Below are 12216 nucleotides of genomic sequence, written 5' to 3'. Positions count from 1 at the left end.
CGTCCGGCTTAGGGGGCGAAGCTGAAAATCGGACGGAAGCCTACCGGAGCAATGCTCGAATTTAGATCGAATTCCGGCAGCGATTTAAGATCGACCATTTTGACGGTGACGCTGAGGTGCTGGATCAGTTTTTGCTTTTCGAGTGCGCGCACCGCCTGATCGATCGAGATACGTGCTAACACGACCTGACTGTCGCTTGGAGCCGCCAGAATCGAGCCTCGCTTGATGCCACGATAAATTCCCGGACCGAAGTAATATGCGATGACCGTGATCCGTTGTTCCAAATTGCGCTTCTGCAAGACTTGGACGGCGGCTTCAGCTGAAACGGCGGTCCCAGCTATAAAGTCGATATCCGGATGGCTGTCCAGCATTGCCTCGATCAGGCGAGTTTGTGCAGCCAGACCAGTGTCGCCGAATCCGCCATCGACGATGGACAACGCCGTTCCGTTCAGTGCCGCTCGAAACCCCTTGTCACCGGCGGCGACCCAGGCCGCGCCAGCAGGCCCCGGAAACCACGCGACCTTGGCTGCCTTAGAGGTGCCTGGCTGAAGCGCCATAAGGTATTTTCCTGCCGCCAGTCCCATATCGTAGAAATCGGCCGCAACCCTGGCTGCTATCTTATCCGAATTGATGCCGTTGATGAGATCGATGACAGGCAGGCCCTTGTCGCTGTAGTCAGCAACCACGCTATTCAATCCGTCGGCGGAAATTGCTCCGATAATGAGGGCTTCCGCGTTATTTTTTGCCATGCATTCGGCGATCTGGCTTTGTTGTGTGGCGAGGTTCTCATATCCCCCGGCCTCGTACAGATTAAGCACGACTCCCAGTCGTTTTGCTTCGTCGACCAAACCGAAATTGACCCCCAGCCAATAATCGTCCTTGAGGTGCGGAATCGAGGCACATATGCGCCACGGCCGACTTGCCCGATCGGGCGGAGTATATTGCTGTACTGCATGCCGATGCTCAGCATTGAATGGTGGTGACCAGACATCGATCGCTATCGGATACCGCACGTCCGCGGCCATCGCGGTGGACAATGTCAGCCCAACGGTCGCCAGCGAAAATAGACCCATTAAATGCATGGCCGCACGCATGAAGTGCTCCTGGATCTTCATAAGACTATCGTCGCGCTCGGGTAGACACTATGCAATATCGGCAGCTTTGTTGATGGCATGAACCTTCATTGCAGTGCGATTGAAAGCGTGCCGTCAACGCTGAGCCGTGTCGCTTTTTCGACACGTTTCGTACGGTTGAGCTGATCCATGTCGATTCATTGGGAGTGAGGCCGGCATCCCGATTGCCCGCTTCAAGATTTCGCTGGCCGGTCGGGGGAGAGCGCCTCGCACGTTTGCCCGGATGATTGGCGGCCCTTCTCAAGATTGCAATCCGCGGCCTTGATCGCGCTCGTTCGGCTCGGCCGGTATGAATCATCCGATGGCCCGAAATCGTGGAGAACTGCGTTCGGGAAGAAGCGTCTTTCAAGGTTATCTGCCGTTTTCGCATAGACGCGAAGTTACCGATTGCCTTTTATGTCGATCCGAGGAGAGGGCAGGGGTCGCTTGAGCTCGACTCTCTGGCCGCAAACTATTCGTGAATGATCCAAGGCTTCGTGAGGGGAATGCCTACAACCGCTGCGTCCCCAGTCCCTAATGATCAATCCCGTGCGAGAAGCTGTTGCGGACCAATAAAGGATGTACTTCACTGGCGAACTGCGGCGTCATTCCAAACTCGCTGACCTGATCTAAAGGGGCTATGGCATGAAATGTAGCAAGCGGTCGTTTATCGTCGTCTCCGTACTCGTCGCAGTGCTTCTTTCGCTGGTCGTGAGCACGGGAACACTCAATGCGCGCGACGCCGATCTCGCACCTCTCACCTTGTTGGCGGCTCGGACCGCTAAACAGCAGTGCGTAAATACCTGTCGTGCGCGATACCGCGACTGCCTGTCCTTGAAGCAAATACCATCCTCAGAGTGTCGGGGCATTTACCAGGATTGCGCCCGTGACACCTGTAATGCTGGTCCGGCTGGTCGATCATCTTGGCCAGGGTTTCCGTCGTAATTGATCGCGAAGGCCACCCGCGCTTTTCTCTCGTGCTGACGAGGTGCTCGCTCCTCAAAAGCACAGGGAATGCGGCGTGTTCGTCACGATGAACTTCAGTTCCCGATTGATCTCGCCAGACTTTCCAGGTTCTGCGGACTGACGTGTATTAGGCCATGCCGCGGAGCATCGATGTCGGCGATCAAAAGTAAAGAAATTGAGACGACGAGCGGCAGAACAAGAGAAAGCTTTCCGGCGTTTCGCACCCGGTAGCCGAACAGCACGTTGGAGCATAGCGCAATAGCCGCCAATAGAAACCACGCGGCGGTAGGAATGCGATTCCAGTAGGCCGCTTGAGTGTAGCCCTGAGAATTGATCACGTCGTTCATGCCGGCAAGCACCAGCGCAGCAATGGGCGTCGGCTGTGCTTGAGCCGGTACGCGGACCACAGCCCAGAGATTCGCCTCTAGTTGGCTGATCCGCTCGTCGATCCGCGTCCGGCGCATATCGTCCTTGTTGATGTAGAACGCGATGCGCTGGTCGAGGTAGTCGCCAAGAAGCTTGCGCACGCTGGAGGCATCTGCCGGAGAGAGCAGGTCGGCGCGCAAGAGTTCGGTTCCGATCGCGTTAGCTTCCGCTTCTTCGAAATTTTTGCGCTGGTCATAGCGGTTGGTGGCCATCGAAAAGCTGAAACCAATAATTAATGCGAGCAGCGTCAGCGTAGCGCCGAGGATGAGACTGAGAGCCTCATTCCGCTCGTCGCTAACGCTTGAGTAGCGCCTTCGCAACCACGCCCCCGTCTCTGAGGCGAGCGACAAAAGGACAAAGGCTGCCGCGAACACCAGCACGGGATAATGCGTCAGATTTTCCATCGGCCTGCCCGATCAATCGGAATACCGAACCCGTTGTATCGCTACCCGTCCTATCGCCGGCCTTTCAGCATAACGCGAAGCGCCGGCAGGTGAACGGCAGCCGCATGCCTTGTGGCCCGGTCTTCATTGGGTAACCACATTACTGATGCCGTGCCAGACTTGGTCCTTAAGGGCAATCAGGTTCGGTGGCGGCAATGTTGTCGGTGGCTCCGTTCTCTTGACGCCGTCACGGACAAGGCTGGCAACGTCGATTTCTCCGTCTGTATAATAGGGATCACCCTCGCCATTCCAGGCGATCAGGGTCGGTCCTATTCCGGAAATCTGGAAAAAGCTCTCGACCATTCCAGCCTTACGCAAATCATCCATCAGGAGGTCGCGTTCGGCATCGATGTTCGGCCCGATGTGGTGGGTGACTTGCCCAGTGTCATGGCTCAGACCGATCCCACGATCGAACGTTATCGAACCGAGCCAGACCGGACGGCCATCCGTTCCTTTTTCAAGGACCACCCACAGCCGGACGTGATGTCGCTTATCTGCGCTTCTGCCGTCCGGTTTTTCGAAGGCTAGCTGTTCCTTTTTTCCCTCATAGTAGAGGGGACTGACAGGCGCATCGTGGTAGGGCCGGTCGAGTGCGACGCTGCCGATGATGTCGATGCTGCTGCGCAGCGTGATCGGATCGGCCGGAAACCAAGCGGCCTCGTGCATGGCGCGAATGATGTCTTCCTTGCTGCCAACAAGCCCGACGTTCAGCGCATCGCCGGGAATGCCTGCACCGGTGCGCGTCACCATGGGAAGATTGGCCAGACCGGGTTCATGCTCGTGGTGCTTCCAAAGCCCAGGCAACACGAGGTAGGCCAATATGAAATAGACGATTGGCACAGCCCCGAGAATGAACAGCCATCGCCGGCGTCGTGTGGACGGCTTCATTTGGACCGTTCCTTGGTGTGCGCAAATGCCGCAACGGCATAGGTAAACAGTATTGTCTTAGCGCGAACGATCGCGCTTCGCTCGATTGTATGAGGCATTTCGAATGGAGCGACTATGCAGAAACGGCGCGAATACGATAGACAGAGCACGGAACGAGATTATCCGCCGGGCGAAATGCCTAGCACCGCGTTTGGAAATAGCCTTTTGCTTTGTGCATCCTCTGGTTTTGTGTCATCTTCCGTACACATGCCCTGGCGATCATCGGCAAAGAGGATGCAGCTCATCATTTCTCATTTTATTTAAGAAGGCGCGGTCCAGCAGTCAGTTTTTTGTCTCGGCAAATCCAGGAGTACGGAAATGCCTTCGAGCAGGGTACTCAGCTTTACCGATCCGTTTGCCTATCAATCAGCTTTTCGTTCCGTGGACGTGGAGCTTTTCCCCACCGTGAAGGGGGCATTCCGCGCCGAGCTCACTCAAGTCAGCCTGAGCAAACTATGGGTACACGGCGCTCACGAGGATCTGCCCCGAGTTTACATCGGTATGGTCAAGCCGCATCGAGCGGCAATCGGCTTTCTAACCAGGCCAAACCAGCCGGCAATGCAACACTGCGGCATGGCGGTCTTGCCCGGCGATATCGTTATCAACGACACTGACTTGATGTATCGGCGGACCGAGGCCAACTGCGATTGGGGATCGATGTCTCTCCCCAGGGACGATCTCGATGCAACGTGCAAAGCCGTAGCCGGCCGCGAATATTCGGGGTCGCCCCTGAAACATCTCATTAGGCCAGCTCCCGAGCTGATGTCACGGCTGCTGACAATTCATGAGATGGTCGGACAGCTCGCCAAATCCACTCCGGATATTCTTTCTCTCCCCGAGGTGGCTCGGGCGCTGGAGCAGGAGCTGATTCTTGTGATGATCCGGTGCCTGACTGAGGGTTGTTCCCTGGGAATGAGGAGCGGCGGCCGCCGTCACGACATGATCATTGCCCGGTTCGAAGAATTCCTGGACACACACCCCGGCCGGCCGCTGTATCTGACAGAGATTTGCGCGGGGATTGGTGTGGCGGAAAGAACGCTGCGCGTTGCCTGCGAGGAGCATCTGGGAATGGGCCCGATCCGCTATCTTTCCCTGCGAAGAATGCATCTTGCCCGCCGCGCACTCTTGCGCGCCGATCCCTCGACGGCAACCGTTACGCGGGTTGCCACCGACCATGGCTTCTGGGAGCTTGGTCGCTTCTCGGTCGCCTATCGCGGCTTGTTTGGCGAGTCTCCGTCGGAATCCTTGCGACGGCCCGCGGACCAGCCGCCCGAATTCCTGAATCGTCCATCCTCGCTGGCGGGCTCCGCCTACCACTGAGCGTTTCGAAGGTGGCTCGGTACTGGCGAACCAGCCCATCATTACCGGTCTACTTCGTAACCAGGTGGCGTGTCGGCGTCGCTTCGATGATGCAACATTGCCTGCGTCAGCTTCGCTGACACAATCCCCTCGCGGCCGCCGACTTGACCTCAGACCGGCCGGCCCATGGCCGCTCAGACCTTATCGAAGGTTATCCGAGCTTAAGACAGGCCTGTTGGCTGAAATTTAAAAGCGAGCTTCCGAAGTCGCATAGCTGGATCGAAGGTGAGCCCTCATCCTGCAAGTTTTAGCGATTGCCGTTCGCGATGGCGTCGTACCTCGAATGAGATGGACCGGATGGCGGAAAGCGGCACATTCACGTTTGCCAGTCCGGACGACTACCGCGCCGCCATCAGCGCCGGGACTGTCAATCTCATCGTGACCGGCGGCGGAAGCTTCAATGCCCGCCTGACGTGGTTGAATTTGGGTCATCTCCACGTTTTTCGCGGCCGCGAAAATTTGCCGCGCGTCGGCTTTTTCTCGCTGTCGCCGGCACAAACGTTTGTTTCGTTTCCAACGAAGGCCGGCGCACCCTTGACGTACGGCGGAATTGGCTTGCATTTTGGCGATCTCGTGCTCCACAGCCGCGGCGAGCGAATGCATCAGCGGATCGATGGAGAAGGCCAATGGGGCTTCATATCGCTGCCGCCCGAGCAGCTCGCCGCGTGCAGTAAGGCCCTGACCGGATACAACATAGCGTCGCCACCGGAAGGCCAGGTACTGCAGCCGCTACGGAGCGCCGCCAGACGTTTGTTGGGGCACCATTCAAAGATCTGTCGTCTCGCCGAAACGAAGCATCAGTTGATCGCTAATCCGGAAGTCGCGCGAGCTCTCGAGCAGGAATTAATTCACGCTCTTGTCAATTGCCTGACGGTCGGCGATGCCGGCGGCAATCTGAAAAAGCGGCGGCATCATACCGATATCATGGTGCGGTTCGAGGATGCCTTGGCCGCACATGGCGACCCGCAGCTGAACTTGCCTCAGCTTTGCTCGGCGATGGGCGTGCCGGAGCGAACGTTACGGGCGTGCTGCACTGAATTCCTGGGCATGAGCCCGACGCGATACCATTTGCTGCGACGCTTGAACATGGCGCGCTCGGCATTGCGGCGTGCCGATCCGGAAACCACAAGCGTCGCAGAGATTGCTCGAAACCATCACTTTCTGGAGCTTGGGCGGTTCGCCGTGGCCTATCGCACCGTCTTCGGCGAAATGCCGTCGTCGACACTGCGAAGCCCGCGGATCAAAGCGGACTGATCAGAAACATTTCGGCCGAAATCGCATAGCGCAGGCAGAGCGCCTACCGGAAAATCGGCGGATCGATAGATACAAGGCCCCGGCTATACGGCTGGAGGCGAAGGCGACGTGTTGCCTGCACTCTGCGCAGTTATCCAAAAATGCGGCTCAAACACCGATTCAAATTCGCAACGGAGGATCTGGAGTCATGAAGATCAGTAAATATTTAAGAAGTATGCTGGTTTCAAGCGCGGCCTTGGCCGCGGTCAGCTTGCCCGCAATGACCTTCCCGGCCTCTGCACAGGCGCCGGCCGGCAAGCCCAACATTCTCTTCATTATGGGTGACGACATTGGTTGGATGCAGCCGAGCATCTACCACCGTGGCTTGATGGTCGGCGAAACGCCCAACATCGATCGCATCGGCAACGAAGGCGCGATCTTCATGACTTACTACGCCGAGCAGAGCTGCACCGCTGGGCGCAACGCCTTCTTCACCGGCATGAATCCGCTGCGCACCGGCATGATCCCCCCGCAACTGCCCGGCAGCCCGTCCTATCTGCGTCCCGGCACCCCGACGCTCGCCAAGTTCCTGCTCGATCTCGGCTACAACACCGGCGAGTTCGGCAAGAACCATCTCGGCGACCACACCGACGCACTGCCGACCGCGCATGGCTTCCAGGAATACTGGGGCTACCTGTATCACCTCGATGCGATGCAGGGCGTGAGCTTCCCGGACATCAACAAGTCGCCAACCCAGCAGACGGTTGCCCCGCCATGCAAGAACACGCCGATCCCCGGCCTTTCTGAAGTGCCGGGCGCGGTCGATCCGCAAACGACGGTTTGCCTGACGCCTCCGCGCAACGTCCTGTCGTGCAAGTCCGATGGTTCATCCAAGACCCAGACGTGCAAGGATGAGGGCCCGCTGACGCTCGAGCGATCGAAGGGGGTCGACGAGGAAATCTCGGCCAAGGTCATCGACTTCCTCGACCGCAACGATCCGAAGAAGACCAACAAGCCGTTCTTCGTCTGGTACAACCCGGCGCGCATGCACGTCACGACCGTGCTGAATGACAAGTACATGGCCATGGTCGGCGAACCGGGCGGCAAGGACTGGGGCGTCAACGAAGCCGGCATGAAGCAGATGGACGATAACATCGGTTATGTGCTGAAGAAGCTCCAGGACATGGGCCAGCTCGACAACACGATCGTCGTCTTCACCACCGACAACGGCGCCGAGACGTTCACCTACCCGGACGGCGGCATCACCCCGTTCAAGGGCTCGAAGATGAACACCTGGGAAGGCGGCATGCGCGCTCCGTGTGTCATTCGCTGGCCGGGCGTCATCAAGCCCGGGACCGTCAAGAACGACATCTTCGCGTCGCTCGACTGGCTCCCCACGCTGGTCGAGATCGCGGGCGGAGACAAGGGCGATGCGCTGAACAAGCGGATCATGGCCGGCTCCTATCCGGGCATCGTCAAGACCAAGCTCGATGGCGTGAACCAGATCGACTATCTGACCGGCAAATCGGAGAAGTCGGCGCGCGACACCTTCTTCTACTATTCCAGCAGCCACCCGTCGGCGGTGCGCTACAAGAACTGGAAGATGTATTTCGCGATCGCGCCCGAAACCGCGACGGGCTTCCTCTCCCCGGGAGTCCAGACCCAGTTCGCAGCCGGCATGGTAAACCTCAAGCGCGATCCATTCGAGACGTCGTGGGGCGATGAGAAAAAGGCGAGTTTCTGGTTCAGCGGCGCGCTCGCCGGGCCGGTCAGCGCCTACATATACGACTGGAACCTGCTGCCCATCGGGCAGGTGCTGTGGCTGAAGGAGCTGGAATCCTACAAAGAGTTTCCCCCCCTTCAGGATCCGGCGAGCTACAACCTGGATCAGGTCATGGAACAGCTCAAGAAGGGTCAGGGGCACCCGAGCCAGTAGTTCGGATGCCTGCGGGTGATGCGGGCGCCCCACGGGGCGTCCGCGGACCAAAAGCCGATCGAGCAACCACTTCGTCGGGATATCAACGATGAACAGCAGCTGGAGCACCCGGCTTGCCCTGCCGGCATCGCTCGCTTTCGCACTGGTCGCACCAGTAGCCGAGTCGGCGCAGCAGCAACAGCAGAAGCCGAACATCCTCGTCATCATGGGCGACGACATTGGCTACTGGAACATCAGCGCCCACAGCCGCAGCAGCGATCGGTTCGGATATTCCGGAGTTCGTCAAGCCGAACCTGGTAGCGCCGCGATACGTCATGAATGACAGGCAGCCGCCTGGAGATTTCCGCGATGCCGGGCCGCATTCTGTCCTTTCCACGTGCCGTTGCATTTCGTGCATGCCTTCGAGTGGTTGGAATCGCGCGATCGGAAGCAGCTTCCAGCGCATTTAAGCATCCAGAGGAGTGTATGATGGGCTTTGCAAAGAACCTTTGGCCGGGGGCTGCTCGCTTTGGCCGCGGCCGCGATCGTCGACGTTGGGGCGTCAGTCCATCGACGGCTTTCCTGCCGAAACTGCATAGCGGACGAAAGCGCTTCGGCAGTATCACGGATGAAGGGGCTGAAGCCGCTCGAAACGTCGCCGGAGTTCAAGATGAGTATTGCGGAAGCGAAATCATTATCCGACCGCGCGCAGTCGTCGGAAGCGCTCGCGGAGGAGGGGATGCTGCACGTGCCAGGCGGCACTTATCGCATGGGCTCGGACCGACACTACCCGGAGGAGGCGCCCATCCATCGCGTCACCGTGGATGGGTTCTGGATCGACCGGACGCCGGTTACCAACCGCCAATTCCGCAAATTCGTGAACGCGACCGGCTACGTCACTTTCGCCGAATTGACGCCCAAGGCGGAAGATTATCCGAACGCTCTACCGCATATGCTCAAGGCCGGTTCGCTGGTCTTCACACCGCCCAGGCAAGCCGTGGATTTACGCTGCTGGGGCGAGTGGTGGACGTTCAAATTCGGCGCCAACTGGCGCCGCCCCTATGGCCCGCGCAGCAACATCAGCGGGCTCGACGACCACCCCGTCGTCCACGTCGCCTACCGGGACGTCGAGGCCTATGCCGAATGGGCCGGCAAGCAATTGCCGACCGAGGCCGAATGGGAATTCGCCGCGCGCGGTGGATTGGACGACGCCGAATTCGCCTGGGGTGACGAACTGACGCCTGGTGGCAAGCATATGGCAAACACCTGGCAAGGCAATTTCCCGCACGAGAATCTTGCGGCCGATGGCTTCGAACGTACCTCGCCGGTAACGGCATTTCCGCCTAACGGCTACGGCCTCCATGACATGATCGGCAATGTGTGGGAATGGACCACCGACTGGTATTCGCCGAAGCACGAAGCCGATGCGCCGAAGGCGTGCTGCATTCCCGAAAATCCGCGCGGTGGCCTCGAAGACGCGAGCTACGATTCTCGCGATCCGAAGAGCAGGATTCCGCGGAAGGTGCTCAAGGGTGGCTCGCATCTCTGCGCACCCAACTATTGCCGCCGCTATCGCCCGGCGGCACGCCATGCCGAGCCAATCGACACTTCGGCAAGCCATGTCGGTTTCAGGTGCATCACGAGGAGAGGATCGCGGCATGAGCAAAGATAAGGATTTAGCGAGACCCAAGACCGGTGCGGATCAGACCGGCGCAGGGTTGAAGCGCCGGGATCTGTTGTTGAGTGGTAGTTCTCTCGTTGCCGCTTCGGCGCTCTCGGCCGTCGGCCTGACTAGCGCTGGGCAAGCGCAGCAACAACCTGCGGCGCCGGTATCTGCATCGGCCGGCCAGCGGCCCAACGTTGTCGTCATCATGGGCGACGACATCGGCATGTGGAACATCGGGGCCTATCACCGCGGCATGATGGCCGGGCGGACTCCGAACCTCGATAAGCTTGCCGCCGAAGGCATGCTGTTCACCGATTATTATGCCGAGGCGAGCTGCACGGCGGGCCGTGCCAACTTCATCACCGGGGAGCTCCCGATCCGCACCGGCATGACCACGGTCGGCCAGGCCGGTGCATCGATAGGCATACCGGCGCAGGCGGTGACGATCGCCACCGCGCTGAAAGGATTGGGCTATGCCACCGGCCAGTTCGGCAAGAACCACTTGGGCGACAAAAACGAATTTTTGCCGACGGTGCATGGCTTCGACGAATTCTTCGGCTACCTCTATCACCTCGACGCGATGGAAGATCCTGCGCACCCTGGTTACCCGCAGGATCTGCTGAACAAAGTCGGTCCGCGCAACATGCTCCATTGCTATGCGACCGATGTCGACGACCCCACCGTAGATCCGCGCTGGGGCAAAGTTGGCAAACAAAAGATCGAGGATGCCGGAACGCTCTATCCGAAGCGAATGGAAACCGTGGACGACGAAATCCGCGACCTCGCCCTGAAGTTCATCGAGAAGGCCAAGGCCGACAACAAGCCGTTCTTCCTGTGGCTCAATCCGACACGTATGCACATCGTCACTCATCTCTCGCCCAAATACGAGGCGCTGCGCAACTCCCAGAACGGCTGGACCATCCATGAAGCCGGCATGGCGCAGCTCGACGACGACGTCGGGCTTGTGATGAAGAAACTAAAGGACATGGGCGTCGATGATAACACCATCGTGGTCTTCACCACCGACAACGGCACCGAGGTCTTCACCTGGCCTGATGGCGGACAGACACCGTTCGCCCAGAGTAAGGGCACCGTCATGGAAGGTGGTTTCCGCGTGCCCTGTATGATCCGCTGGCCGGGCAAGGTGCCGGCCGGCAAGGTCGAGAACGGTATTATTTCCGGGCTGGACTGGTTCCCGACCTTCCTTGCGGCGGCCGGTAACCCGAACATCGCCGAAGAGCTGAAGAAGGGCAAACAGATCGGCGACACGACCTATAAGTGTTATCTGGACGGCTATAACCAGATGGACATGATCACGGGCAAGGGGCCGTCGAACCGCCACGAAGTCTTTTTCTTCGGAGAGAGCGAGATCGGCGCCGTGCGCATCGACGACTTCAAGTATCGTTTTATCGACCAGCCCGGAGGCTGGCTGGGCGAAAAAACCAAGCCTGACGTACCCTATTTGATCAACCTTCGCCTCGATCCTTTCGAGCGCACAGGCTGGCCCAATAGCGGGACCAAAGAGGGTGCCCAGCAATATTTCGACTGGTTCAAATATGAATTCTGGCGCTTTGTGTTTGTCCAGCAGCAGGTGGAAAAGCTGGCGATGACGGCGATCGAGTTTCCGCCGATGCAAAAGGGCGCGAGTTTCAATCTCGATGCCGTGAAGGCGAAAATCGAGGCCGCGAGGGCGGCAATGGCCAAGTAGGCGCCCCAAAAATCATGACGTGCGCGCCGTCGGCCCGGGGCGCACGGCTGGAAAGGGACGAATCTAGCGGGGTCGACGCGAAACCTTGGAGGACGAAATGTTTATTCCAATTTCGATGATCGTGCTGGGTACTCAACTCGTCATAACAGTGGCGGACGGTGTACCCAAATACGACATCGCGCGCGGGTGCCGCCTTGATAACACCCAGGCATTTGATCTGAATACAGGCCAGAATGAAACCGTCAAAAAGTGTGTTGCAGATGAGCAGGGAGCCATGGCCCAACTGCAAACGCAATGGTCTCAATTCCGCGAGTCCGACAGGGCGCAGTGCTCTGTAGACGCAAACATAGGCGGCACGCCGAGCTATGTTGAACTCCTGACGTGCCTCCAGGCTGCGAAATTGGCCAGGCAACTGCCGCAGTAGGCCGAGCGGGGATTTCGTGCGCAGTGCGCCGCTCGGG

General features: G+C 58.8%; 10 protein-coding genes. 7 read left to right on the top strand and 3 right to left on the bottom strand.

Annotated elements, in window-relative coordinates; all coding sequences use genetic code 11:
• Positions 1 to 8: 8 nt before the first annotated feature.
• The 3 genes from torT to B5525_RS35880 all read right to left on the bottom strand — a co-directional run bounded on the left by torT (position 9) and on the right by B5525_RS35880 (position 3835).
• A complete protein-coding gene (torT, locus tag B5525_RS35890; RefSeq protein WP_079570651.1) occupies positions 9 to 1115 on the bottom strand; it encodes a TMAO reductase system periplasmic protein TorT in 1107 nt (368 codons plus the stop codon).
• A 1037-nt stretch (positions 1116 to 2152) separates the two neighbouring features.
• Complete coding sequence (locus B5525_RS35885; RefSeq protein WP_079570650.1) at positions 2153 to 2908, bottom strand: hypothetical protein; 756 nt, start codon at positions 2906 to 2908, stop codon at positions 2153 to 2155.
• A gap of 123 nt (positions 2909 to 3031) precedes the next feature.
• The gene (locus B5525_RS35880) at positions 3032 to 3835 is read right to left on the bottom strand and encodes an LssY C-terminal domain-containing protein (RefSeq protein ID WP_079570648.1); all 804 of its coding nucleotides are present in this window, start codon (positions 3833 to 3835) and stop codon (positions 3032 to 3034) included.
• Between the two features lie 357 nt (positions 3836 to 4192).
• Here B5525_RS35880 and B5525_RS35875 point away from each other — a divergent pair, with 357 nt between their 5' ends.
• From B5525_RS35875 to B5525_RS35845, 7 genes are all read left to right on the top strand, one after another.
• Positions 4193 to 5194: a helix-turn-helix domain-containing protein gene (locus B5525_RS35875; protein WP_079570647.1), complete on the top strand. Its 1002-nt coding sequence runs from the start codon at positions 4193 to 4195 to the stop codon at positions 5192 to 5194.
• A gap of 336 nt (positions 5195 to 5530) precedes the next feature.
• Positions 5531 to 6487 carry an AraC family transcriptional regulator gene (locus B5525_RS47375; RefSeq protein ID WP_172900043.1) on the top strand — a complete coding sequence of 319 codons (957 nt, stop codon included), beginning with the start codon at positions 5531 to 5533 and terminating at the stop codon, positions 6485 to 6487.
• A gap of 214 nt (positions 6488 to 6701) precedes the next feature.
• Positions 6702 to 8402: an arylsulfatase gene (locus B5525_RS35865; RefSeq protein ID WP_425305339.1), complete on the top strand. Its 1701-nt coding sequence runs from the start codon at positions 6702 to 6704 to the stop codon at positions 8400 to 8402.
• An 88-nt stretch (positions 8403 to 8490) separates the two neighbouring features.
• Positions 8491 to 8724, top strand: a complete 234-nt coding sequence (locus B5525_RS35860) for a hypothetical protein (RefSeq protein ID WP_079570642.1) — start codon at positions 8491 to 8493, stop codon at positions 8722 to 8724.
• 327 nt (positions 8725 to 9051) lie between these two features.
• Positions 9052 to 10053 carry a formylglycine-generating enzyme family protein gene (locus B5525_RS35855; RefSeq protein WP_079574247.1) on the top strand — a complete coding sequence of 334 codons (1002 nt, stop codon included), beginning with the start codon at positions 9052 to 9054 and terminating at the stop codon, positions 10051 to 10053.
• On the top strand, positions 10040 to 11755 hold the full coding sequence (locus B5525_RS35850) for an arylsulfatase (RefSeq protein ID WP_079570641.1): 1716 nt from the start codon (positions 10040 to 10042) through the stop codon (positions 11753 to 11755). The genes B5525_RS35855 and B5525_RS35850 overlap by 14 nt, the downstream gene beginning before the upstream one ends.
• A gap of 97 nt (positions 11756 to 11852) precedes the next feature.
• The gene (locus B5525_RS35845; RefSeq protein ID WP_154073652.1) at positions 11853 to 12179 is read left to right on the top strand and encodes a hypothetical protein; all 327 of its coding nucleotides are present in this window, start codon (positions 11853 to 11855) and stop codon (positions 12177 to 12179) included.
• The last annotated feature ends 37 nt before the right edge of the window (positions 12180 to 12216 follow it).

The organism is Bradyrhizobium erythrophlei, from assembly GCF_900129505.1.
GTDB lineage: Bacteria > Pseudomonadota > Alphaproteobacteria > Rhizobiales > Xanthobacteraceae > Bradyrhizobium > Bradyrhizobium erythrophlei_D.
This window is presented reverse-complemented; position numbering and strand designations above follow the sequence as displayed.

What these genes read in the sequence shown, in the direction of transcription:
- torT (WP_079570651.1), bottom strand. Translation starts at nt 1,115, where the DNA reads ATGAAGATCCAGGAGCACTTCATGCGTGCGGCCATGCATTTAATGGGT.
- B5525_RS35885 (WP_079570650.1), bottom strand. Translation starts at nt 2,908, where the DNA reads ATGGAAAATCTGACGCATTATCCCGTGCTGGTGTTCGCGGCAGCCTTT.
- B5525_RS35855 (WP_079574247.1), top strand. Translation starts at nt 9,052, where the DNA reads ATGAGTATTGCGGAAGCGAAATCATTATCCGACCGCGCGCAGTCGTCG.
- B5525_RS35860 (WP_079570642.1), top strand. Translation starts at nt 8,491, where the DNA reads ATGAACAGCAGCTGGAGCACCCGGCTTGCCCTGCCGGCATCGCTCGCT.
- B5525_RS35880 (WP_079570648.1), bottom strand. Translation starts at nt 3,835, where the DNA reads ATGAAGCCGTCCACACGACGCCGGCGATGGCTGTTCATTCTCGGGGCT.
- B5525_RS47375 (WP_172900043.1), top strand. Translation starts at nt 5,531, where the DNA reads ATGGCGGAAAGCGGCACATTCACGTTTGCCAGTCCGGACGACTACCGC.
- B5525_RS35875 (WP_079570647.1), top strand. Translation starts at nt 4,193, where the DNA reads ATGCCTTCGAGCAGGGTACTCAGCTTTACCGATCCGTTTGCCTATCAA.
- B5525_RS35845 (WP_154073652.1), top strand. Translation starts at nt 11,853, where the DNA reads ATGTTTATTCCAATTTCGATGATCGTGCTGGGTACTCAACTCGTCATA.
- B5525_RS35850 (WP_079570641.1), top strand. Translation starts at nt 10,040, where the DNA reads ATGAGCAAAGATAAGGATTTAGCGAGACCCAAGACCGGTGCGGATCAG.
- B5525_RS35865 (WP_425305339.1), top strand. Translation starts at nt 6,702, where the DNA reads ATGCTGGTTTCAAGCGCGGCCTTGGCCGCGGTCAGCTTGCCCGCAATG.